This window comes from Streptomyces sp. S.PB5 (assembly GCF_030403745.1).
GTDB lineage: Bacteria > Actinomycetota > Actinomycetes > Streptomycetales > Streptomycetaceae > Streptomyces.
Window position 1 is genome coordinate 34796 of record NZ_JAQMWP010000005.1, and the last position, 22874, is coordinate 57669.

Annotated in this window: 26 protein-coding genes; 16 read left to right on the top strand and 10 right to left on the bottom strand. The window is 70.4% G+C overall.

Annotated features, from left to right (window positions below):
* Nucleotides 1-41 precede the first annotated feature (41 nt).
* The 5 genes from PH203_RS14075 (at nucleotide 42) to PH203_RS14095 (ending at nucleotide 5059) form a co-directional block, all read left to right on the top strand.
* On the top strand, nucleotides 42-1634 hold the full coding sequence (locus PH203_RS14075; RefSeq protein ID WP_289920258.1) for an LCP family protein: 1593 nt from the start codon (nucleotides 42-44) through the stop codon (nucleotides 1632-1634).
* Between the two features lie 331 nt (nucleotides 1635-1965).
* The gene (locus PH203_RS14080) at nucleotides 1966-3525 is read left to right on the top strand and encodes an LCP family protein (protein WP_289920259.1); all 1560 of its coding nucleotides are present in this window, start codon (nucleotides 1966-1968) and stop codon (nucleotides 3523-3525) included.
* A gap of 140 nt (nucleotides 3526-3665) precedes the next feature.
* Nucleotides 3666-4112, top strand: coding sequence for a hypothetical protein (locus PH203_RS14085; protein ID WP_289920260.1), 447 nt, complete (start codon nucleotides 3666-3668; stop codon nucleotides 4110-4112).
* 14 nt (nucleotides 4113-4126) lie between these two features.
* Nucleotides 4127-4573: a hypothetical protein gene (locus tag PH203_RS14090; protein WP_289920261.1), complete on the top strand. Its 447-nt coding sequence runs from the start codon at nucleotides 4127-4129 to the stop codon at nucleotides 4571-4573.
* A gap of 63 nt (nucleotides 4574-4636) precedes the next feature.
* On the top strand, nucleotides 4637-5059 hold the full coding sequence (locus tag PH203_RS14095; RefSeq protein ID WP_289920263.1) for a spore-associated protein A: 423 nt from the start codon (nucleotides 4637-4639) through the stop codon (nucleotides 5057-5059).
* 90 nt (nucleotides 5060-5149) lie between these two features.
* Here the strand turns inward: PH203_RS14095 and PH203_RS14100 are convergent, their stop codons facing one another.
* The gene (locus tag PH203_RS14100) at nucleotides 5150-6178 is read right to left on the bottom strand and encodes a glycosyltransferase family 2 protein (protein ID WP_289920264.1); all 1029 of its coding nucleotides are present in this window, start codon (nucleotides 6176-6178) and stop codon (nucleotides 5150-5152) included.
* 127 nt (nucleotides 6179-6305) lie between these two features.
* Here PH203_RS14100 and PH203_RS14105 point away from each other — a divergent pair, with 127 nt between their 5' ends.
* Nucleotides 6306-7748 carry an LCP family protein gene (locus PH203_RS14105; protein WP_289920265.1) on the top strand — a complete coding sequence of 481 codons (1443 nt, stop codon included), beginning with the start codon at nucleotides 6306-6308 and terminating at the stop codon, nucleotides 7746-7748.
* Between the two features lie 51 nt (nucleotides 7749-7799).
* Here the strand turns inward: PH203_RS14105 and PH203_RS14110 are convergent, their stop codons facing one another.
* The gene (locus tag PH203_RS14110; protein WP_289920266.1) at nucleotides 7800-8348 is read right to left on the bottom strand and encodes an acyl-CoA thioesterase; all 549 of its coding nucleotides are present in this window, start codon (nucleotides 8346-8348) and stop codon (nucleotides 7800-7802) included.
* Between the two features lie 119 nt (nucleotides 8349-8467).
* Here PH203_RS14110 and PH203_RS14115 point away from each other — a divergent pair, with 119 nt between their 5' ends.
* Together PH203_RS14115 and PH203_RS14120 are read left to right on the top strand one after the other, a co-directional pair.
* Complete coding sequence (locus PH203_RS14115) at nucleotides 8468-9769, top strand: LCP family protein (protein WP_289920267.1); 1302 nt, start codon at nucleotides 8468-8470, stop codon at nucleotides 9767-9769.
* A complete protein-coding gene (locus PH203_RS14120; RefSeq protein ID WP_289920268.1) occupies nucleotides 9762-10436 on the top strand; it encodes an HAD-IA family hydrolase in 675 nt (224 codons plus the stop codon). Before PH203_RS14115 ends, PH203_RS14120 begins: the two co-directional genes overlap by 8 nt.
* Nucleotides 10437-10449: 13 nt before the next feature.
* Here the strand turns inward: PH203_RS14120 and PH203_RS14125 are convergent, their stop codons facing one another.
* From PH203_RS14125 to PH203_RS14155, 7 genes are all read right to left on the bottom strand, one after another.
* Entirely contained in the window at nucleotides 10450-11307 is an 858-nt protein-coding gene (locus PH203_RS14125) for a class I SAM-dependent methyltransferase (protein WP_289920269.1), read from the bottom strand.
* Nucleotides 11304-11804 carry a CbrC family protein gene (locus tag PH203_RS14130; protein ID WP_289920270.1) on the bottom strand — a complete coding sequence of 167 codons (501 nt, stop codon included), beginning with the start codon at nucleotides 11802-11804 and terminating at the stop codon, nucleotides 11304-11306. The genes PH203_RS14125 and PH203_RS14130 overlap by 4 nt, the downstream gene beginning before the upstream one ends.
* Nucleotides 11805-11885: 81 nt before the next feature.
* On the bottom strand, nucleotides 11886-12245 hold the full coding sequence (locus PH203_RS14135) for a four-helix bundle copper-binding protein (protein WP_289920271.1): 360 nt from the start codon (nucleotides 12243-12245) through the stop codon (nucleotides 11886-11888).
* Nucleotides 12246-12472: 227 nt separating this feature from the next.
* Nucleotides 12473-12925 (bottom strand): tyrosine-type recombinase/integrase, encoded by a 453-nt coding sequence (locus tag PH203_RS14140; RefSeq protein WP_289920272.1) that lies wholly within the window; start codon nucleotides 12923-12925, stop codon nucleotides 12473-12475.
* Between the two features lie 138 nt (nucleotides 12926-13063).
* The gene (locus tag PH203_RS14145) at nucleotides 13064-13204 is read right to left on the bottom strand and encodes a hypothetical protein (RefSeq protein ID WP_289920273.1); all 141 of its coding nucleotides are present in this window, start codon (nucleotides 13202-13204) and stop codon (nucleotides 13064-13066) included.
* Between the two features lie 8 nt (nucleotides 13205-13212).
* A complete protein-coding gene (locus tag PH203_RS14150) occupies nucleotides 13213-13794 on the bottom strand; it encodes a hypothetical protein (protein ID WP_289920275.1) in 582 nt (193 codons plus the stop codon).
* Between the two features lie 104 nt (nucleotides 13795-13898).
* Complete coding sequence (locus PH203_RS14155) at nucleotides 13899-15056, bottom strand: acyl-CoA dehydrogenase family protein (RefSeq protein ID WP_289920276.1); 1158 nt, start codon at nucleotides 15054-15056, stop codon at nucleotides 13899-13901.
* A 191-nt stretch (nucleotides 15057-15247) separates the two neighbouring features.
* Here PH203_RS14155 and PH203_RS14160 point away from each other — a divergent pair, with 191 nt between their 5' ends.
* From PH203_RS14160 to PH203_RS14185, 6 genes are all read left to right on the top strand, one after another.
* Nucleotides 15248-16591, top strand: coding sequence for a UDP-glucose/GDP-mannose dehydrogenase family protein (locus tag PH203_RS14160; RefSeq protein ID WP_289920277.1), 1344 nt, complete (start codon nucleotides 15248-15250; stop codon nucleotides 16589-16591).
* A gap of 394 nt (nucleotides 16592-16985) precedes the next feature.
* Nucleotides 16986-17621: a hypothetical protein gene (locus tag PH203_RS14165; protein ID WP_289920278.1), complete on the top strand. Its 636-nt coding sequence runs from the start codon at nucleotides 16986-16988 to the stop codon at nucleotides 17619-17621.
* Nucleotides 17618-18946 carry a CopD family protein gene (locus tag PH203_RS14170; RefSeq protein WP_289920279.1) on the top strand — a complete coding sequence of 443 codons (1329 nt, stop codon included), beginning with the start codon at nucleotides 17618-17620 and terminating at the stop codon, nucleotides 18944-18946. Before PH203_RS14165 ends, PH203_RS14170 begins: the two co-directional genes overlap by 4 nt.
* Nucleotides 18947-18987: 41 nt before the next feature.
* Complete coding sequence (locus tag PH203_RS14175) at nucleotides 18988-20019, top strand: cupredoxin family copper-binding protein (protein WP_289920280.1); 1032 nt, start codon at nucleotides 18988-18990, stop codon at nucleotides 20017-20019.
* 110 nt (nucleotides 20020-20129) lie between these two features.
* Entirely contained in the window at nucleotides 20130-20669 is a 540-nt protein-coding gene (locus PH203_RS14180; protein ID WP_289920281.1) for a hypothetical protein, read from the top strand.
* The gene (locus PH203_RS14185; RefSeq protein WP_289920282.1) at nucleotides 20666-21358 is read left to right on the top strand and encodes a plastocyanin/azurin family copper-binding protein; all 693 of its coding nucleotides are present in this window, start codon (nucleotides 20666-20668) and stop codon (nucleotides 21356-21358) included. Before PH203_RS14180 ends, PH203_RS14185 begins: the two co-directional genes overlap by 4 nt.
* Before the next feature lie 60 nt (nucleotides 21359-21418).
* On the opposite strand, the gene PH203_RS14190 is transcribed toward PH203_RS14185, so the two are convergent.
* Complete coding sequence (locus tag PH203_RS14190) at nucleotides 21419-21925, bottom strand: CGNR zinc finger domain-containing protein (RefSeq protein WP_289920283.1); 507 nt, start codon at nucleotides 21923-21925, stop codon at nucleotides 21419-21421.
* A 96-nt stretch (nucleotides 21926-22021) separates the two neighbouring features.
* On the opposite strand from PH203_RS14190, the gene PH203_RS14195 reads away from it, so the two are divergent.
* Together PH203_RS14195 and PH203_RS14200 are read left to right on the top strand one after the other, a co-directional pair.
* Nucleotides 22022-22384 carry a VOC family protein gene (locus PH203_RS14195; protein WP_289920284.1) on the top strand — a complete coding sequence of 121 codons (363 nt, stop codon included), beginning with the start codon at nucleotides 22022-22024 and terminating at the stop codon, nucleotides 22382-22384.
* 32 nt (nucleotides 22385-22416) lie between these two features.
* A complete protein-coding gene (locus PH203_RS14200) occupies nucleotides 22417-22800 on the top strand; it encodes a VOC family protein (RefSeq protein ID WP_289920285.1) in 384 nt (127 codons plus the stop codon).
* Nucleotides 22801-22874 lie beyond the last annotated feature (74 nt).

A 22874-nucleotide genomic window follows, 5' to 3' on the forward strand; every position in this document is an offset into this window, starting at 1 on the left:
AGGCCTGTTCGGTGCTTCAGGGGTGGGGAGGGGACGGGGAGATGACCCAGAACAGTGTGCGGGGGGACGAGACGCGAGGGGGCGTCCGGCGAGCTCAGGAGGGGCCCGCAGAGGGGAGCGGCGGCGGCAGACACGGCAGACGCCGGGCCGCGCCCCGGCGTAAGCACAAGGTGCTGAGATGGTCCGCGACGACGCTGGCGGTGCTGATACTCGGCACGGCCGGCGCCGGGTACCTCTACTACCGGCACCTCAACGGCAACATCGAGAAGGGCGAGCGCAGCAGCGGCGACTCCAAGGCGACGAAGGCCGCGCCGAACGCCGCCGGACAGACGCCGCTGAACATCCTGCTGATCGGCTCCGACAGCCGGGCCTCCGACGCGAACGTGAAGCTCGGCGGCGGCAAGGACCACCGGGACAATCCGCCGCTGGGCGATGTGCAGATGCTGATCCATCTGGCGGCGGACCGTGAGAGCGCCTCCGTGGTGAGCATCCCGCGCGACACCCGGGTCGAGATCCCCAAGTGCACCGACCCGGAGTCGGAGAAGGTCTATCCGGCGGTCGACACCATCATCAACGCCTCACTGGCCCGCGGCGGGGCCGGCTGCACGCTGGCGACCTGGCAGAACCTCACCAGGGTCTACATCGACCACTGGATGACGATCGACTTCGCGGGCGTGGTGAGCATGGCGGACGCGGTCGGCGGCGTCGAGGTCTGTGTGAAGCAGAACGTGTACGACAAGGGCGGCTCCGGCCTGAAGATGAAGGCGGGCCGCAAGGAGGTCCAGGGCGAGCAGGCCCTCCAGTGGCTGCGCACCCGGCATGCGTGGGGCAGCGACCCGATGCGGGCCCGGGCCCAGCACATGTACATGAACTCGATGATCCGCAAGCTGAAGGACCAGAACGTCTTCACCGACGGCGGACGCCTGATGGACCTGGCCGAGGCGGCCACGAAGGCCCTGACGGTCTCCGAGGAGATCGGCACCGTGAAGAAGCTGTACGACCTGGGCATGCAGCTCAAGTCGGTGCCGACGGACCGGATCACCATGACGACGATGCCGTACCTGGCGGATCCGCAGGACGCCAACCATCTGATCCCGGATCCCGCGGGCGCCGAGAAGATGTGGCAGATGCTCCGCGACGACGTGCCCTTCGACGACAACGGGAAGGCCTCGGACAAGAAGAAGACCGAGGAGAAGGTCTCCGACGACCCGGTGGCCGCGGACGACGAGATCGGTGTCCTGGTCCAGAACGCCACGAGGACCTCCACGCTCGCCGCGGTCGACGGCCGGGCCCGCACGGTCAGCGGGGTGCTGGCGGAGAAGGGCTTCGACCGGGCCTCGGCGGACACCACGGCTGGGCTCGCCGTGGAGCGGACGGTGGTGCGCTATCCGAGCGCGGACCTGGAGGGCGACGCCCAGCGGGTCGCCAAGTCGCTGGGGATTCCGCTGAGTTCGGTGAAGAAGTCGAGCGAGGTCTCGGGGGTGACGCTCGTGGTGGGTGCCGACTGGCGCGAGGGGTCGACGTATCCGAAGCAGTCCGATCCGAAGGCCGGCGACCTTCCGGAGAACGCCGACGAACTCAACGGGGCGGACAGCAGCAAGTGCATGGACGTGTACGAGCCGTACCGGTGGTGAACCGCCGGCGGGTGGCCCTGGCCGGGTCATCCGCCGGCGCGCAGGGGCCGGTCCTTGCGGTGGGGTGCGGGCGGCGACCGGGCCCGCACCCCACAGCGGGCTCCTGGCTGTCTGCAGAATGATGAGGCGTGCTCACGTCTCGGGACCAGACAGCACTTCGGCAACACATTCGACATTGGGTCTCGCGTACGCTTCCGACGAGGCGGACCGGGCACACACAGCCGGCCGCCGGGCTTGGGGAGGCTCGGCAGTCCGCCAGGTGGCGCAGGGTGGGGAGGACAGGGAGTTGGCGCAGAGTGTGCGCGGCGAGGTTCCCGCGGTGGAGGAGACGATGCCTCTCACGCCGCAGGGGCCCAGGCCGCCCGCCGATCACGGCAGAGGGCGGCGCGCGAAGGACGGCAGACCTCGTGGGCGGCGCGTGCTGCGCTGGTCGGCGATCGTGCTGGCGGTGGTGATACTCGGCACCTCGGGCGCCGGGTACCTCTACTACCGGCACCTCAACGGCAACATCAAGAAGGACGCCCTGAACATCGGCGACGAGAAGGACAGGGCGAAGAAGACGGAGGCGAACGCCGCCGGACAGACCCCGCTGAACATCCTGATCATCGGCTCGGACGCGCGGGACAACGAGGAGAACCAGAAGCTCGGCGGCGCCAAGAGCACGTACAACACCGCGCCGCGGGCGGATGTCCAGATGCTGCTGCATGTCTCGGCCGACCGCTCCAACATGTCGGTGGTGAGCATGCCGCGCGACACCCTGGTCGACATCCCGGAGTGCACCGACCCCGACACCGAGAAGGTCCACCAGGCGCTCACCTCGGCGATGACCAACGACTCCCTCGGCCGCGGCGGCCCCGGCTGCACGGTGGCGACCTGGGAGAAGCTGACCGACATCCACATCGACCACTTCATGATGATCGACTTCGCGGGTGTGGTCTCGATGGCGGACGCCGTCGGCGGCGTCCCGGTCTGCGTGGACGCCAACATCTACTCGCACACCTCCAAGGGCAGCGGTTCGGGCCTGAGGCTGGAGGAGGGCACCACGTCCATCAAGGGCGAGCAGGCACTGCAGTGGCTGCGCACCCGGTACGGCTTCGAGGACAACACCGACATCGCGCGGGCCAAGGCCCAGCACATGTACATGAACTCGATGGTCCGCGAGCTGCGGGAGAACGCGACGCTGAGCAACCCCAACAAGCTGCGCAGGCTCGCGGAGACGGCCACCGAGGCGCTGACGGTGGACGAGGGGCTCGGCACGGTGACCAAGCTGTACGACCTGAGCAAGGAGCTGCGGAAGGTCCCCACCCAGCGGATCACCATGACGACGATGCCGTGGCAGTACGCCTCCGACGGCAACCGGGTGGTGCCCAAGCCGGAGGACGCGGACCAGTTGTTCCGGCTGGTCCGGGAGGACATCGCGCTCGACGGCAAGGACAAGAAGAAGGCCGCCGAGGAGACGACCACCTCCGACAAGGCCGCCGCCGACGGCGAGATCGGGATCCAGGTCCGCAACGGGACGCGCACGGACGCCCTGGGGCCGGTCAGCGGCCGGGCGACCGCGGTGGCCGAGCTGCTGGTCGGCAAGGGCTTCACACAGGCCGAGGCGGACACCTCCACGGCGACAGCCCAGGAGAAGACGCTCGTGCGCTACCCGAGCGTCGACCTCAAGGGCGACGCCCTGCGCGTGGCCAAGGTCCTCGGTATCCCGACGAGTTCCGTGAAGAAGTCCACGGACGTCTCCGGCGTCACCCTCGTGGTGGGGGCGGACTGGCGGTCCGGGACGAAGTACGAGGCTCCTGAGAAGTCGGACGCGACGCCGGACTCGGCGGATGCGATGAACGGTGCCGACACCAGCAAGTGCATGCACGTGAACCCCAACTTCACCTGGTAGCCCAGCTGTTGCACTTTCGGCCAACATGATCAACTTTTGGCCAACGACTTACGCGGCGTTCACATTGCTTGTCTGAACATGACAAGATCTTGAGCGGTTCCCGACCGGAACCCCAGCAACTACCTTCCACGGGGGAGAAGTTGAAGCTCAAGAACAAGGCCGCACGGTACGCCACGACCATGACGTTCGCGCTGTCCGCGATCGCCGGCTACTCGCTGGTGACCGCTCCGGCCGCGAGCGCCGCCACGTACGGCTGCAACGGGTCCCAGATCGACAGCTGGAGCAACACCTACGGCGGTACGACGTACGCCAAGACCTATCTGTTCTGGGACGGCACGTACAACTGCGTCGCGGCCGTGAAGCAGGGCTCCTACTACGGCGTCAAGACCCGTATCGCCGTGCACGCCTGGACCGACAGGGACGGCTACGTCTCGCCGGGCGACGACGACTACTACCTCTACTACGCCAGCTTCAAGTTCAAGGGCGTGGACCGCTGCATCGCCGTCGAGACCGACGTGTGGAACAAGAACGGCAACAACATCATCCAGGACCACGTACCGACCTCCGGCTACTTCCACTGCGGCTGAGAGGCGGTACCGCGATGAGCATCCTCAAGCACAAGGCGACCCGCTGGCTGACGAGCGCCGCGGTCCTCATGGGCGTCGCCGTGGTGGGCCCGGTCGCCACCGCACCGGCGGCCTCCGCCGCGTCGGGCTGCGGCGGCAGCGTGATCGACACGCTCAAGCACTACAACTACAACGGCGCACACGTGGCGACGTCGTACCTGTACTGGGACGGCACCTACAACTGCGTCGTCTCCGACAAGGCCGGTTCGTACTACGGCGTCAGCTCGCGCATGTCGCTGACCATCTACCGCCAGGGCGGCGGCTCGGACCCGGACTACGGCTACTTCGAGTACTACGCCGGCCCGGTCAAGGTCAACGGCCGGAACACCTGCATCGCCTTCGAGCTCGACATGTGGAGCACCGGCGGCGCGGACATGCTCCAGGACCGTGTGCCGCCCTCCGGCTACAACCACTGCGACTGAGCCCCACCAGCGCTCATGGAATGATCAGATCCATATCCACACGGAACTGACAGAGACTCAAACATGCTCCACACCAAGCGGCTTGGCACGGTCGCGGCCGTCATCGGCCTCACCGCCGCCGGAACGATCGCCGCCACCGGCACCGCCTCGGCGGCCACCTACACCGGTACCTGCGGCTCCGGCTACAGCGTCATCGACACGATGGACGTCGGCGACGGCACCGCCTTCCTCACCTACAGCGGCTCCTCCGGCAAGAACTGCGTCGTCACGGTCAGCGACACGCAGGGGACGCCCATGGTCCTGGGCGCCAACCTGCGGCTGCACCGCACCGACACCGTGTGGAAGGCCGGCGTCGAGGAGGACTCCGGCACCTTCAAGTACTACGCGGGCCCGCTCTACGTCTCCGCCGCGGGCAAGTGCATCGACTGGGGCGGCCGCGCGGCCTCCAACTACACGCGCATCGACTACGGCGTGCACTGCGGCTGAGCCCCACCGGCCGACGGCCCATGACGAAGGGCCATGCCGAAGGCCCCTTCCCCGTTGTCCGGGAAGGGGCCTTCAGTCCGTCCAGGGCCGCTACGCCTCCGTCAGCACCGCCGGCCGGCGCGACGCGATGACCTTCTTCGCCAGCGACTTCGGGCTGGTCAGGAAGCCGAAGCCCCAGCACATGTGCATGGTGGCCAGCGCGAGGGGGATCTGGAGGCGCGCCTTCCACGGCAGCCCCCTGCCCGCCGGAAGCGAGCCGAGGACGATCGCCGCGAGATAGCCGCCCGGGATCACGAAGCCGAGCGGGGTCACCGCCGCGCCCACCACCAGGCCCGCGGCGATGGCGACGACCGCCGTCGGGGGCGCGAGGTAGCGCAGGTTGATGGACCCGGAGTGATAGCGGGCCACCACGTGCCGCCAGCGGCCGTAGTCCTTGTACTGCTTGGCCAGCGCCTTCACGCTCGGCCGCGGACGGTACGACACCTTCAGCTCCGGTGAGAACCAGATCAGCCCGCCGGCCTCCCTGATCCGGAAGTTCAGCTCCCAGTCCTGGGCGCGGATGAACTCCTCGTTGTAGCCGCCCTGTTGCTCCAGGGCCGCGCGCCGGAAGACCCCGAGGTAGACGGTCTCGGCGGGCTGTGCCTCGCCGCCGGTGTGGAAGGCGGCGTTGCCGACCCCGATCTTCGAGGTCATCGCGGCGGCGACCGCACGCTCCCAGTCGTTCTCGCCCTCGGCGTGCATGATGCCGCCGACGTTCTGCGCGCCGGTCTCCTCAAGGAGCCGTACGGCGGTGGTGATGTAGTTCGGCGAGAGCATGCCGTGCCCGTCGACGCGGACGACGATCGGATGGCGCGAGGCCTTGATCGCGGCGTTGAGGGCGGCGGGCGTACGGCCGGTCGGGTTCGGGACGGTGTGGACGCGGGGGTCTTCGCGTACGAGCTCGGCGGCGATCTCGTCCGTGCGGTCCTGGGACGGACCGAGGGCGATCACGACCTCCATCTCGCCGGCGTACTCCTGCGCGAGGATCGCTTGGACGGCTCCGCGCAGATGCCGCTCCTCGTTGAGGACGGGCATGATCACAGACACGGCGGGGAGCTGCACGTCGGGCTTGGCGTTCATAGGGGGCTCACGTTACCGCGAATGGGGGACACCGACGCGCCCCGCCCGGGTCGGCGGCGGTGGCCGCAGATCGTATCGGCCTACGGTGCTGATGATCCCATGTACGGCCCTCGCGGAGGTGTCCCCCATGCCCACGCCGCCCCACCGCTCCCCCGCCGCCCGGCCCCGCCCCCGGCCACCCGTACGGCGCAGGAAACCGCGCTGGGCCGCACGGGCGGTGACGACGCTCTCCGTGGTGATCCTCGCCTCGGCCGGCATCGGGCACGGGGTGATCTCCAGCCTCGACGCGGACATCGCGCGCGTGGACCCCTTCAAGGACATGAAGAACCGCCCGAGAGCCGGTCACGGCATGAACGTCCTCCTCGTCGGCACCGACGGGCGCGACAAGATCACCGAGGCCGAGCGGCAGAAGTACCGGCTCGGCGGCGCGCCCTGCCACTGCACGGACACGATCATGATCGTGCACATCTCGGAGGACCGGGAGCGGGCCAGCGTGGTGAGCCTGCCGCGCGACTCGTACGCCATGACGCCCCCGCACACCGACCAGACCTCCGGCGAGAAGCACCACGGCCACCCCGTCAAGCTCAACGCGGCGTACGCGGAGGGCGGCCCGAACCTCACCGTGCGGACGGTCGAGAACATGACCCATGTGAAGATCGACCACTACCTGGAGGTCGACTTCACCAGCTTCATGAAGACGGTCGACGTGGTCGGCGGCGTCAAGATCTGCACGGTCGACCCGCTCAAGGACTCCTACACCGGCCTGGACCTCCCCGCCGGAACACATACGTTGAGGGGCGGCGAGGCCCTGCAGTACGTCCGCTCCCGGCACATCGACGGCGCCGCCGACCTCGGCCGGATGAAGCGCCAGCAGCGGTTCATGGCGGCGCTCATCGACCGGGCCACGTCCTCCGGGATCCTGCTGAACCCGATGAAGTTCCGGGACATCACCCGGGCCGTGCTCGGCTCGGTCCGCGCGGACAAGGGCTTCGGCACCGACGAGCTGCTGGACCTGGGAAGGGCGATGCGCAACTTCTCGCCTTCGTCGTCGGAGTTCACGACGGTCCCGATCGGCCAGATGGGATACGCCGTGAAGGGCGTCGGCTCCACCCTGAAATGGGACTCCGCAAAGGCCGACCGCCTCTTCCAGGCCCTCCGCGACGACAAGCCGCTCGCCGCGCACAAGCCGCGGAGCAAGGCCGTACGCGTCGCCGTCGCCCCGCAGCAGATCCGCGTCCAGGTCGAGAACGGCACCGCCGTCTCCGGCCTCGGCAAGCGCGTCGACAGCCAGCTCGCCGCCACCGGCTTCCGCACCACCCGCCAGCCGGTGACCTCCGCGAACCGCACGGTGAAGCGCACGATCGTCGCCTACGACCCCCGCTGGGACCGCTCCGCGAAGTCCCTCGCGGCTGCTCTCCCGGGCAGCGAACTGCGGGCCGTGAAGGGGCAGGGGGCGGTGCTGAAGGTGATCGCCGGGGCGGACTTCGAGCAGGTGCGGAAGGTACGGGCCGAGGATCCGTATCAGGGGGAGTTCGGGGTGGTGACGGGGGACGAGGTGGGGTGCGTGTGACCCGTGCCTCCGCGGGGGCGTTCCTTGGTCCTCAGTCCTCGAGAGTGGTCCTCAGTCCTCGAACCCCTCCGCCGCCCGCTTCTCCCGCAGTTCCATGATCGCGCGGCGCCGGGCCAGGCGGTGGGTGCGGCGGATCTGGGCCTCCTGGTAGCGGCGCTCGTCGCGTTCGCTCTCCGGGAGGACGGGCGGGACCCGACGGGGCTTGCCGTCGGCGTCGACGGCGGCGAAGACGAGATACGCGGAACCGACCTGCGTGGCCGGGTTGGACTCGTTCCAGCGCTCGGCCAGCACCCGTACCCCGACCTCCATCGAGGTCCGCCCGGTCCAGTTGACCTGGGCCTTCACATGGACCAGGTCGCCGACGCGGACCGGTTCCAGGAAGGCCATCTCGTCCATGGAGGCGGTGACTGCGGGGCCGCCGGAGTGCCGTCCCGCCACCGCGCCCGCCGCGTCGTCGACCAGTTTCATGATCACACCACCGTGCACCGTCCCCAGAAGGTTGGTGTCGTTGTGGGTCATGATGTGGCTGAGGGTGGTCCGGGAGGCTGAGGTGGGTTTGCCCGGGATGTCGGACTCCACTGCGGGGGCCTGGTCTGTCATGGCCTCCACCTTATGCGGCCGCCGGGATCGCGGACTTTGTGTTGGGTTCGCAACAGCAGTGCCCTGATTTTCCTACGACCCTTGTAAAGGGCACAGTCGATCCCTGCACACTTGGCCCCATGAACGATTGGCCCGAGGGATGGTCCGACGACAACCGCGGCAACCGGTACGGACGCGGCAGCGCGAGCGCACAGCCTGAGGGCGCGCGCTCCATGCGGCAGGTCCGCCGGCCCGCCTCGGGCGCGTACGGAGGTGGCCCCGGACAGTCCGCGCCGCCCTACGGCGGGGTCCCGCAGCAGCCGGCGTACGGCGGCGGCTACGGCGACGACACCTCCGTCGACGGCTACGACAGCGGCTACAACACCGGCCAGGTCTACGGCGCCCCGGGCGGCGGTGGGAACGGCGGCGGCCCCGGCCGTACGCACGAACCCCGCCCCGCGCCGAACTGGCGCCGCCGCATCAAGTGGACGGCGATCACGGTGGTCACCCTCCTCGTGGTGACGAGCGTCGGTACGTACTTCTGGGCCGACTCCAAGCTCAACCGCGAGGTCGACCTCTCCAAGGTCATCGACCGCCCCGAGGCGGGCGAGGGCACGAACTACCTGATCGTCGGCTCCGACAGCCGCGCCGGGATGTCCGACGAGGAGAAGAAGAAGCTGCACACCGGGTCCGCCGAGGGCAAGCGCACGGACTCGATGATGATCCTGCACACCGGCAGCAACGGCGACACGCTGATCTCCCTGCCCCGTGACTCCGACGTGGAGATCCCCACGTTCAAGGGCTCCGAGTCCGGCAAGACGTACCAGGGCACCGGCCGGCACGTGAAGCTGAACGCGGCGTACGCCGAGGACGGCCCCGAACTCCTCGTCCGCACCGTCGAGTTCAACACCGGTCTGCACATCGACCACTACGTCGAGATCGGCTTCGCGGGCTTCGCCAACATCGTGGACGCGGTGGGCGGCGTGGAGATCACCATCCCCGAGGGCGGCATGAAGGACAAGAAGTCCGGCGCCGACTTCGAGGCGGGCAAGCAGACCCTGAACGGCGAGCAGGCCCTGGCCTTCGTCCGTACCCGCTACGCCCTCAAGCGCTCCGACCTCGACCGGACGAAGAACCAGCAGAAGTTCCTCGCCGCCCTGGCCAACCAGGTCGCCACACCGGGCACGGTCCTCAACCCCTTCAAGCTCTACCCGACCATGGGCGCGGGACTCGACTCCCTGATCGTCGACAAGGACATGGGCCTGTTCGACCTCGCCGACATGTTCTGGGCCATGAAGAGCGTCAACGGCGGCGACGGCAAGTCGATGAACATGCCGATCTCCGGCTCTGCGGGCGGCAACCTCGTCTGGGACAAGGCGAAGGTGAAGAAGCTGGTGGAAGAGCTGAAGAACGACGAGAAGGTGACCGTCTCGGGTGGCTGACGCGGTGAGCGGGGCACCGTTCGACGCGGTGCTCTGCGATGTCGACAACGTCCTGCGCCGCTTCGACCCGTCCGGGCTGCACGCCCTGGAACGTGCCGCGGGCCTGGCCGAGGGCACCACCATGAAGGTCGCCTTCGCGCCGGAGGTCGATCTGCCGGTGCTGCTGGGCCGGATCGATCTGCAGGAGTGGGTGCGGGCGATCGCGGCGGGCCTGGCCGGGCTGGTGCCCGAGGCGACCGCGTGGGAGCTGGGCACGGCCCTGCTGGAGTCGCCGTTCGCCGCCGACGAGGCGGTGGTGTCACTGCTGCGGCGGGCCCGGACCCGGGTGCCCCTGGCGCTCGTCAGCAACGCGACGCTGCAACTGGAGGACGACCTCGACGCGATGGGCCTGTCCGACCTCGCGGACCACGTCGTCAACAGCGCCCGGGTCGGCCTCGCCAAGCCCGACCCGCGCATCTACCGGCTGGCGGCCTCCCTGGTGGGGGCCCGCCCCGACCGGTGCCTGTTCGTCGACGACAGCGAGGAGAACGTGGCGGCCGCCGCCGCGCTGGGCATGCGGCCGGTGCACTTCCGTGAACCGGCCGATCTGGAGCGGGCGTTGGAGCCGCTGTTCGGGCCGGCCCGGACCGCCGCCGGCGAGAGCGGTGCGAAGCCCGGCCCGGCCTAGGCGACCCCGTGCGCTAGGCAACCCCGTGCGCGAGCAGCGCACAGTGCGGCAGCGCCAACTCCCCGCCCCCCACCGCGAATCGCGCGCTCAGCCGCTCGTACTCCCTCCTGATCCGTACGACGGTCCGCGCGTCCTGCGCCGCCATCACCAGCCCCACCGTGGTGAGCCCCGCCGCGACGCCGCCCCACCACTCCTCGACCGTGGTCCGGTGGTCCCAGGCCAGCTCGGTGCACTCGGCGCTCTTGAAGCCGGCCTCGTGGAGCAGTCCCGCGACCCCTTCCGGTGTGCGCACGAAGTCCTCGGCCGGGTCCATTCGCGGCAGGTCCCTCGGACGCACCGCACCCCCCGCCCCGCAGGCCCGCCCCAGCAGCCCCTGCCCGGCCCCGCGCCGCGCACCCCACAGCGTCAGCGCGATCCGCCCGCCGGGCCGCAGCACCCGTCGCAGTTCCGCCAACGCGGCACGCGGACGACCGACGTGGTTGAGGGTGAAGTTTCCGAGGACCACGTCGAACTCGCCGTCGGGACAGGGGAGTTCCGGCAGCACGGCCACCTCCGCCGCGACGCCCCGTGCCCGCGCAGCCGCCACCATCCCCGCGTCCGCGTCCACCGCACACACCCGGGCACCGCGCTCCAGCGCCGCCAGGGCCGCCGTACCCGTCCCGGTCCCGACATCGAGGACGTACGGCCGCGCGGAACTCTCCGCGGAGTCCCCCGCCGGGCCCTCCGAGCCCCCGTCCGGCACCCCCGCCGCGTCCAGCAACGCCCCCACCGGCCCCGCGCACAGCCGCCCGAAGCTCGCCGCGTACGCCTCCGCGCGCCCCGCCCACATGGCGCGCTCGGCGGCGTCGAAGGCCTCTGTCACGCCGCTCATGTGCAGTCCGCGTAGGCGAGGTGCCGGTCGCAGTGCAGGCAGCGGAAGAGATACGCGGTGGGCTGCCCGTCGGCGTCCAGGGCGGCGCAGAAGTCCTCGCCGTGGTCGGCCAGCAGATCTCCGAGGGCCTCCGGGTACTCCTTCACCCCGGCCGCTCCCGCGCGCCCCAGGAACGCCGCCGCGTCCCCGCAGTGCGTCAGCCACTGCTCCTGCTGCCGGCCGCGGAACCCCGGGGTGCGCCGCTCGACCTCGACCCGGACCTCCAGGGGGATCCGCCCCTCGGCCTCCGTGAACTGCGCCTCGTACCGCGCGGCCGCGCTGCCGTCGGCGAGGCACCAGGGGCACAGCGCCCCGGCGGGGTCGTCGACGCCGAACACCGGGCCGTCGTACGCGAATCCGCGGGACCGCCCGCAGCAGTCGCAGGGCGCGTCCGAGGGGACCACCGAGCCGGTGGCGACGGGGTCGGGGTGGTACCGGAACGAAGGCAGCGTGGTCATGCGGGGCAGCCTGCCGCACCAAGGAACAGGGGCACCCCGCGGGGTGCCCCTGAAACGCGTCGGACCGGCCTCAGACCGGCCTCACATCGTGGCGCCCGCCATCGAGCGACACATCTCCGCGCAGCGACGACACGCCTCGGCACAGCGCATCATCTGTTCGTCGTCCGGCATGGCCATACACGCCTCGGCGCACATCTCACAGGCCTTGGCGCACATCGCGCACATCTCGGCCGACATCGGCGAGCGACGCATCATCATGTCCGCGCACATCCGGGTCATCTCGCTGCAGTCCATGAGGGCGCGCATGATCTGCATCTGGGCCTGGCCGCCCATCTGCATGCAAGAGCTCATGGTCTCCTCGCACACGCTGTGGCAGGACATGCACGCCTCGACGCAGTCCTGCATCGCCTTGCTCATCGCGGTCGTTCCGGGCTGGGTCATGGCTCCTCCTGGGGGGTGCAGGAGCCCAGGGACGGGCCCCGTGCCCTTCCGTCCTACGCCCGCCGGGCGCCGGGCGCCATCGGGCGGACGGTAATAATCCGCAACGTATGCGAAGTAATCGCGCGGTCCCGGTCATTTCTCCCGGGAGGGCCATCGGAGTTACGGCTTCCCTGCCCTGCCTCCGAAGTACGCGCCCTCGGTGATTCAGCCTCCTCGGAGAACCGGGCCTACGCCACTCCGAACAAGTCGGGCGGGTCAGCGGCGAGCGGCTTCGGTCCGAGGGATCCCAGGGCACCGTCGATCGCGAGGCGTGCGCGGTCGGGAGCGTCGGGCATCAGGTCTGAGCAGTACCTCTCGGTGAAGCTCACCGAGGTGTGCCCCAACCAGGCTGAGACCTCCGAGACCGGAACGCCCTGCCGCAGCAGAGAACCCGCGTAGAAGTGCCGGAGGCTGTGCGACTTGAAGTATTCGACACCGGCCGCAGTGAGAGCCGGGCGCCAGATCAGGCCGTACCAGTAGTACGGATACAGCAACCCGGTGCCTGTGGCATTGCTGAACAGCAGTTCCGCCTCGCCCCAAGTGGGGTGGTCCCTGAGATGACGGCGCAGGGCCAGTGCCACCACGTCGGGGAGCGGAACGGCCGAAGCAGATGCGGTCGCGGCCGAGCCCCATGGCCTCACCGAGGCGCAGCCCGCATCCGGCCATCAGCCAGAGCATTCCGCGGTAGCGCTCGGGGGCGGCCGCGACAACAGCCAGCACCGTATCCGTACCGGGGACGTGGACTTCGGCACGCTGGTCCCGGTAGGTCCGGGCGGCGCTCACGGGGAGAGAAGGATGTTGAAGCGAAATCGGACCGTGGAGGGCTTGTAACCGCGCACATGGGTCAGCCACTCCACCCACTTCTCGATCCGTTCGGGGGTGACGCCCCTGATGCCGTCAGCCCCGAAGTACGGCTCCACAGCTGTGTTCAGGATCGTGCGGTACGCTCCACGTCACGTTCTTCCCCCTCCAGGTGCCGCCTGGCCTTCTCGGTCAGGCGATCCGCAGGTCTGCCCGGCGGCCCGTCGAGGAACCCCATGGCACGTGCGCGTCGGATGCGGCCGCTGATGGTGTTCCGGCTGAGCCCCCACGCTGACGCCAGTCGCGTGACGGGACTCCGGTATCCCTGCTGCACCAAACGCACGTACTCACGGGCCATCAAGGCGTACTCCCGCTCCGTCTCGACCCGATGAAGCACCGCCGAGGTGGCCGCCTCGTCGGCCGACCTGCCCAGGCGCACTCTCAGCTCCTTCGCCGTCCTGCGGATCTCCGCCAGGGAGATCGACCGCATGAGTTCCGCCGTGATGCCGTCCGTCCCGACCACGACTGCCGGGTCATCGGGCGGCTCGATACGGAGGCTCGTCGGTCCGTCCCACGGCGCATCGAGCAGGCTGACGACGATCAGCCTCCAGCCGTGCAACTCGGCCTCATGGATGAGCTGGTCCTGCGCGGTGTACGACGGCCGCCGCGTGCCGGGAAGTCCCCGGTCACACAAGGAACGCCAAGACATGAGACATGGGACATGGATATAACCATGTCTCATGCCTCCATTCGCCTGAAAAGGTGAGGGACGCCCACACCGCGGGCGCCCCTCAGCCGTAAGCCGACCAGCAGTTACGGCAGGTTGCGGGCCATCACGATCCGCTGGATCTGGTTGGTCCCCTCGTACACCTGAGTGATCTTGGCGTCCCGCATCATCCGCTCCACCGGATAGTCACGGGTGTAGCCGTAGCCGCCGAGCAGCTGGACCGCGTCCGTGGTGACCTCCATCGCCGTGTCGGAGGCGAAGCACTTCGCCGCCGCGCCCAGGTAGGTCAGGTCGGAGTCGCCGCGCTCCGAGGCCGCCGCGGCCTGGTACGTCAGGGCACGGGCCGCCGAGATCTTCATGGACATGTCCGCGAGCATGAACTGGATGCCCTGGAAGTCGGCGATGGCCTTGCCGAACTGCTTGCGCTCCTGGACGTACCCCTTGGCGTAGTCGAAGGCGCCCTGCGCCACGCCCAGCGCCTGTGCGGCGATCGTGATGCGGGTGTGGTCCAGGGTCTTCATCGCCGTGGCGAAGCCGGTGCCCTCCTCGCCGATCATGCGGTCGGCGAGGATGCGGACGTTGTCGAGGTAGACCTCGCGGGTCGGGGAGCCCTTGATGCCGAGCTTCTTCTCGGGGGCGCCGAAGGAGACGCCCTCGTCGGACTTCTCGACGACGAAGGCCGAGATGCCCTTCGAGCGCTTCGTCGGGTCCGTCACGGCCATCACCGTGTAGTACTCGGACTCGCCCGCGTTGGTGATCCAGCGCTTCACGCCGTTGAGGATCCAGTGGTCGCCGTCGCGGACCGCCTTGGTCTTCATGCCGGCCGCGTCGGAGCCCGCGTCGGGCTCGGAGAGGCAGTAGGAGAACATGCCCTCACCCTTGGCGAGCGGGGTCATGTACTTCTTCTTCAGCTCCTCGGAGCCGGAGAGGATCACCGGGAGCGAGCCCAGCTTGTTCACCGCGGGGATGAGGGAAGAGCTCACGCAGACGCGCGCGACCTCCTCGATCACGATCACCGTGGCGAGCGCGTCCGCGCCCGCGCCGCCGTACTCCTCGGGTACGTGCACGGCGTGCAGGTCGTTCGCGACCAGTGCCTCGAGGGCCTCGCGCGGGAAGCGGGCCTCCTCGTCCACCGCGGCGGCGTACGGCGCGATCTTCGCCTCGGCCAGCGAGCGGATGGCGTCGCGGAGCATGTCGTGCTCCTCGGACGGGCGGTACAGGTCGAAGTCAGCCGATCCGGCCAAGGTGTCTCACGCTCCAAATGCGCTGCGTTGCCGACGCTAATTACCGTTAAGTAACTCAAATTTTAGGGGCCCGCCCACGGGAGTGATACGTGAGCTTGGCGACAGAGGGAAAAGTGCCCACCGAAGGGCTCCGCCACGCCCCGACTAGGATCGGTCCGCGCACCGAACGAACGTCCCCCTCTGGAGCACCCATGAGCCTCAAGATCACCGTGATCGGCACCGGCTACCTCGGCGCCACCCACGCCGCGGCCATGGCCGAGCTCGGTTTCGAGGTGCTCGGGCTGGACGTCGTCCCCGAGAAGATCGCCATGCTGCAGCGCGGCGAGGTCCCGATGTACGAGCCCGGCCTGGAGGACCTGCTGCGGGGGCATGTCGCCGGGATCGAGGGCTCGACCGGGCGGCTGCGCTTCACCATGGACTTCGCCGAGGTCGGTGCGTTCGGCGACGTCCACTTCGTCTGTGTGAACACTCCGCAGCGGCACGGCGAGTTCGCCGCCGACATGTCCTACGTCGACTCCGCGATCGCCGCGCTCGCGCCGCACCTCACCGGTCCGGCCCTCGTCGTCGGCAAGTCCACCGTGCCCGTCGGCTCCGCGGACCGCCTGGCGACCTATCTCGCCGAGCACGCGCCCGCCGGTGCGGACGCCGAGCTGGCCTGGAACCCGGAGTTCCTGCGCGAGGGCTTCGCCGTGGACGACACCCTGCACCCCGACCGGATCGTGGTCGGGGTGCGCAGCGAGCGGGCGGAGAAGCTGCTGCGCGAGGTGTACGCGACGCCGGTCGGCGAGGGGACGCCGTTCGTGGTCACCGACTTCCCGACCGCGGAGCTGGTGAAGACGTCCGCGAACTCCTTCCTCGCCACCAAGATCTCGTTCATCAACGCGATGGCGGAGGTGTGCGAGGCCGCGGGCGGCGATGTCGCCAAGCTGGCCGAGGCGATCGGGTACGACGACCGGATCGGGAAGAAGTTCCTGCGGGCCGGCATCGGCTTCGGCGGCGGCTGTCTGCCCAAGGACATCCGGGCGTTCCTGGCGCGCGCCGGTGAGCTGGGCGCCGACCAGGCGCTGTCGTTCCTGCGGGAGATCGACTCGATCAACATGCGCCAGCGCGGGCAGATGGTGGAGCTGGCGCGGCAGGCGCTGGGCGGCGGTTCGTTCCTCGGCAAGCGGGTCGCGGTGCTCGGCGCCACCTTCAAGCCCGACTCGGACGACGTACGGGACTCCCCCGCGCTGAACGTCGCCGGACAGATCCATCTCCAGGGCGGCCAGGTGACGGTCTACGACCCGAAGGGCATGACCAACGCCCGCCAGGTCTTCCCGACCCTCGGCTACGCCGACTCCGCCGTGGCGGCGGTCCGGGGCGCCGATGTCGTACTGCATCTCACGGAGTGGCGGGAGTTCCGGGAGCTGGACCCGGCGGCGCTGGGCGAGGTGGCGGCGACGCGGCTGATTCTCGACGGGCGCAATGCGCTGGACCCCGAGGTGTGGCGCAAGGCGGGGTGGCAGTTCCGGGCTATGGGGCGACCGAAGGCCTGAGCGTCCCCTGCCAGGGGAAATCCGGGGAGGGACGCGGAATGTCTACGCGCGTCCTTCCCTGAAGCAAAGCGAGGACCTCGCAAAGAATTTTCGACGTGGTCTCCTGCGATGCCCGAGGCCTTCAGGGGCGGGCTCCAGTCGGACTCCAAGCTCTTCGCAACGGCATATGCCAGTATTCAGGGAACCATCAAAAAGGCACCCGGAATTCTTCACGATCGCATTGCGCGGAATAACGTCGGTCTAGCCCGTTCTCACAGCGCAGGCACCTCCTGAAGAGAGCCAGGCAACAACCGGTTAACGGGCGCGTAGTCAAGCGGAATCCCCCCTCCACTCCACTGGTGCGCATTCGCAGCACTCTCCGTTCGGCTTGACCGGACCATGTCAGGAGTGACCCATGCCCTTGTTCCGCAGGGCGGCTTGGCCGGGTGATCATCGCGACGAGGTGGTCGCGGGCGCGCTCGTCGGCGCGGTGGTGATCGTGCTCGGCTACGCGTCCGGCATCGGAGCCCCTTCCCCCTCAGGCCCCGGCGCGGCCGCCGCGCCACCCACCTCACCGCCCGCCACCACGGCACCGCCGAGCCCAGCCGCCCCCTCACCACAGGACCCCGTGGGCCAACCCCCGGTGGGGAACGGGGAGTTGCCGGTGTACGGCGGGGCCGGTGGCGTCGGGGGGATCGGGGGCATCGGCGGCTCCGGTGCGCACGCCGGACACGGTGACGGGAGCGAGGGGCACACCGGCCACGGCGGCTCCCCGGGCGACTCGCCCACGCCCACCCCTTCTCCGTCCGGCTCGGAGACGACGGAGCCGCCCGGCGGCACTGACGGCGCCTGTGAGGACGGCGAGGTGCGGCTCGTACAGCCCCTGCTGACCGGGATCACCGGCACTCTGACGGGACTCCTCGCCACCCCCACCGCGACCCCATCGCCCTCGTCTTCACCCTCCCCCTCCCCCTGCGTCGGCCTCGCCCCCGTCTCCGTCCCCGGCCTGCTCGGCATCAGCGCGTCCCCGCTGCCGGAGGCGACGCCATGACCGTCCGCCGCGCTGCCGTCCTCCTTCTCCTCCTCGTCCCCCTCCTGACCCCCTTCCTGTCCGCCACCCCCGCCTCCGCCCACACCGACCTGGTCCGCTCCACCCCCGCCGACGGCGCCGAACTGAAGCGCGCCCCCGCGCAGTTGACCCTCGTCTTCGACGAACCGGTCGCCCTGGACGACGTACGCGTCGTGACGACGGACGGTGACCGGCTCCCGGTGTCCCGCCTCGGCGAGGACGGTGTGCGGGTGGCACTCCCCCGTACCGGGACCGGGGGAACCGGGGGAACCGGCGAGACCGCCGTCACCTGGTCCGTCGTCGACGAGGAGGACGGGCACGCCTCCTCCGGCCGGATCGCCTTCGCGGTCCTGGCGCCGGTCACCCCGGACCGCGGCGAGGAGGCCGCGCCCGCACTGTCCCCCTCGGTGCGCAAGGGCCTCGTCGCCGCCCGGTGGGCCGGGTATCTGTCGCTGGCCCTGTTCGTCGGCGGGCTCGCCTTCGTCGCGCTGCTGTGGCCGCGCGGTGCGGGGGTGCCGCGGGCGCGGACGCTGCTCGCGCTGGCGTGGGTGTGCGGTGTGCTGTCGACGGTCGCGAGCATCGGATTGCAGGGCGCGTACGTCTCCTTCGGCGGCCTGCGGGACGCGTTGCGGCCGTCGTCGTACGCGGATGTCCTGACCACCGAGCCCGGCGTCGCGCTCGCCGCTCGGGGGCTGCTGTGGGTGCTGGCGGCGGTGGTGCTGGGTGCGCTGCTGCAGGGTGGGGCGCGGACGTCCCGCTCGCCGGGCTGGCGGGTCGGAGCCCTCGCGGTGTCGCTCGGGCTGCTGCGGGCGACCGGCCTGAACGGCCACAACTCCGAGGGCAGTGAGCCCACTTGGGCCGCCCTCGCCGATCTGTTCCATCTCCTCGGCGCGGCCCTGTGGACCGGCGGGCTCGCCATGCTCACGCTGGCCGTGCTGCCGCGACGGCGGGCGGGTGAACTGGCGGAGGTGGTGCCCGGGTACTCCCGGCTGGCGGCCGTGTCCGTCAGCGCGATCGTGGGCGCGGGGCTCGTGCTGGCGTGGCAGGTCGTCGGGTCGTACGACGCTCTGCTGCACACCTCGTACGGGCGTCTGCTGCTGGTCAAGACGGCTGTGCTCGGGGCCGTGCTGCTGTTCGCGTGGAGCAGCCGGCGGTGGGTGCGCACCCGTCTCGATCTCGCCGTGCTGCTGCGCGGCGACGCCGCCACCGTGCGGCCCTTCGGTTACTCGGTCGCGGCGGAGACGGGGCTGGTCCTCGTCGTGCTCGCCGTGACGAGTCTGCTGGTCACGGCCAACCCCGGCCGTTGACTTCACCGTGATCAACTCCCCTACAAGCACAAGGAGTTGCAGTGACACGCACCAAGGAAGACGGCGTACGGCGGCCCAGGCCGCCCGCCGGGAACCGGGCCCTGCTCGTCGCGGGACTCGGCGCGGCGCTGGCCGCCGTGCTCAGTCTGGGGCTGCTGCAGGCGTCCGCGGGCAGTGGCACGTCGTCCGCCGCCTCGGACACCGCTGCGGGCGCGGCTCAGGCGCCCGTGGCCGCTGCCGCCGAGTCACCGCAGGCCGCGGCCGCCGCGCCGGACCACCAGGTCGACATCATGAACAACAAGTTCGGGGACGGGAAGCAGCTCGTCGTCGAGGTCGGCCAGACGGTCCGGTGGACGAACCACGACAGCGTTCCGCACACGGTCACCACGACCAAGGGCCCGAAGAAGTTCGACTCGGGCACGCTGGACCAGGGCGACTCGTGGTCGTACACCTTCACCGCCGCGGGGACGTACGAGTACTACTGCGCCGTGCACCCGGACATGGTGGCGTCGGTGAAGGTCGTCGAGCCGTCCGACGGTGGCGGTACGACTCCCGCGCCGACGGCGACACCTACCGCCACACCCACGGGCACGCCGACGAGCACACCCACGACCGCTCCCACCGCGACGCCGACCGCCGCTCCGACCGGGGGTTCCGGTGACGGTGGCTCCGGTGACGGTGGCTCCGGTGACGGTGGCTCCGGTGACGGTGGCGACGAGCAGTGCGCCAGCGTCCAGGACGTACTGCTGCCGATCCTCCAGCACCTCAACGCGGCCCACCTGGAACGTTCTCCGGGGCAGCAGGTGCAGGACGCGCTCGCGCTCGACACCTACATCAAGACGCACACGGTGTGGATCGAGAGCATCCTGGCGCCGGTCGCCTCGGGCGGCGGAGCGGTCGCCGACGACACGCTCAGCGTGCTGCTCGCCCACATCAACGGCGCGCACCTGGAGGAGTCCCTCGGGCAGCAGGTCAGCGATCTGCTGAACCTCGACAGCTACGTGAAGATGCACACGGTCTGGGCGGAGCATCTGCTCGCCCCCACCGAGAGCTTCGTCACCGGCAGCTGCTGACACCCGGGGACGAACGCCGGTCCGGCCGAGGCTCAGTCGGCCGGACCGGCGCCCGCCCCATTCTCCACATCTTCACCACCCCACGGGAACCGCTTTCAAGGAGCCCCCGGATGAGAACCGTCACGCTGCCGCCCGAGCAGCGGCACCTTCCCCGGCCCGGGCGGTACGCCGTCGCACCCGGCCGCTCGCTCGTCGAACTCGCCGCACGGTACGGGCCGTTGCCCACGTATCGCCGCCGCCTCGACCTCACCGCCGCGTCGCTCACCGTGCCGGACGACGGCGTGGACGAGGGCCTGGACACGACTCCGGACACACCCCTGGGCGCCCGGCCCGCCTTCCGCTTCGAACTGTCCGAACCGCCCGCCGTCGTCACCGCCACCCACGTCGAGCCGCTCGACGGCGGACGGCACCTCCAGGGCAGCGGCGACCTCGAACTGCGCGGTGTCGCCTTCCCGGTGCTGCTGCGGCTGCGCGTCGTCGAGCGCACCGACGACCTGCTCCTCGTCGTGGGCACGGCCCGGATGTCGTACCGGCTGCTGCGCCGGGCCACCGGGTTCCGGCTGCCGTGGCGCCGGCCGGCCACGCGGGTGCGGCTGCTGATCGCGGCGGAGTTCACGCCGGAGTTCACGCCGGCCGGGGAGCTCGGGTGATCGCGGCCCGGCGAACGGCCCTCGGTGCCGTATTCCCCGTACTCGCCGCACTCGCCCTCCTCGCGCTCCTGCTCCTCGCACCGGGACAGGCCGCGGCCGCCTCGTACCGGGTGGCGATGCAGGGGTACGCCTTCGCGCCCGCCTCGCTGACCGTACGGGTGGGCGACTCCGTGACCTGGGCCAACGGGGACACCGCACCGCACGACGTGAAGACCACGTCGGGCCCGGTCGCGATCCACTCCCCCATGCTGAGCAAGGGGCAGAGCTGGACCTACACCTTCACCGCGGCCGGCTCGTACGCCTACTACTGCACGGTGCACCCGGACATGACGGCCCGGATCACGGTGCTGCCCAAACCGACCCCGACCCCCACACCCACCTCTCACCACGAGGCCGGAACCTCGCACGGGGCCGTGCCGACGCCGACCCGCACGGCTCCGGCGACGCGGACCGCACGCGGGGCCACGTCCTCCGCGACCCCGTCGAAACCGACTTCGTCCGCGGTGCAGGCCGCCCCCTCCCCGAGCCCCTCCACCTCCGTGGCGGCCGCCGCCCCGCAGACCGAACCCGCGGCCGCGGCACGCCCGTTGCAGCCACTGCTCCTGCTGACCGGGGTCGTCTCGGGAGTGGCCGTGCTGTGCCTGCTCCTGGTGGGCTCGCGGGCCGCGACGGCGCGCGGGGAGGACTGAGAACGGGGGGATTGAGCACCGAGGACTGAGAGCCGAGGGCTGAAGACGCGTTGTGCGGCGCTACCTCGCCCGGTAGCGCCGCATCTTCGCGCGCGCCCCGCAGACCTGCATCGAGCACCAGCGGCCCCGCCCCGCCGGACTGCGGTCGTAGTACGCCCAGTGGCAGTCGGCGGCCTGGCAGGCCTTCAGCCGCAGCCAGGTCCCCGCGACGAGCGCTTCGGCCACGGCAGTGGCGACCCGGGAGTGCAGAGGGTGCGCGTCGGCGGGGACGAGGGCGGCCGTTCCGTCGGCCGCGTCGACGGTCACGACCAGAGGGGCCGCCGACAGCAGTTCGCCGAGCGGGGTCACCTCGCGGTGCGGCGGGTGACCGGCGTGCGCGAGAAGTGCCGCGCGCAGTGATTCACGCAGTTCACGGGCGCGTACGACGTCGTCGGCGCCGTCCGTGAGCCCGAAGCGGGCGCGGCCGTCGGCCGTGTCGAGCGCGTCGGCGCCCGACTCGATGTCGAGGGTGTTGACCAGGGACTCGATCAGAGCCAGGCCCCCCGGTGCGGCCGATCTCTCATTCATGCTTGCGACGTTACCGCCAATGGGGGAGCATGCAGTAACCGTTACCGGTTACCCACTTCTATGGGTAACCGCAGTTTCGAGTCCCTGGAGGAAGTCATGGCTCTCGCCAAGCTGGGCGTGGTCGTCCTGGACTGTCCGGACCCGCGTGCGCTGGCCGGGTTCTACGCCGAGGTGCTGGGCGGCACCGTGGAGGGTGACGACGACTGGGTGGACGTGAAGGTGCCCGGCGGTCAGTCGCTGGCGTTCCAGTCGGCACCCGGGTTCGTGGCGCCGGAGTGGCCGCGTGCGGAGCGGAACTCGCAGCAGTTCCATCTGGACCTGACCGTCGAGGACATGGACGCGGCCGAGAAGGAGGTGCTGGCGCTCGGTGCGCGCCCGCTGGACGCCGAGGACCGTTCGCGCGGCTGGCGTGTGTACGCGGACCCGGCGGGGCACCCGTTCTGCCTCTGCGCCTGCTGAACCGCGCGCCCGCCGAACGAGGAGGATCCGCCGTGACCGTGGCCCGCTTCCGTTCCGTCGTGATCGACTGCCCCGACCCGCTCGGGCTCGCCCAGTTCTACGCGGCGATCCTGGGCGGCACGCCCCGCGTGGAGGACGCCGACTGGGTGGTCCTGGAGGCCCCCGGCGTGCCCCGCCTCGCCTTCAACCTGGAGCCGGACTTCCAGCCCCCGGCCTGGCCGCGCGAGGGCACCAACGCCCAGCAGTTCCACCTGGACCTGAACGCGGGGTCCACCTGGGAGGAGGTCGACGCGGCGGAGAAGACAGTCCTGGAGCTGGGGGCGCGCCCCCTCCTCGTGGCGGACGCGGAGGACTTCCGCGCGTACGCCGACCCGGCGGGGCATCCGTTCTGCCTGTGCCGGATCGAGGGTGGGTAGGGGCGGACGGAGCCGTGGGAGGCGGGGGCCGCAGGGGCCGTGAGAACCGGCGCCTCGCTGACCGGAGAGACCGG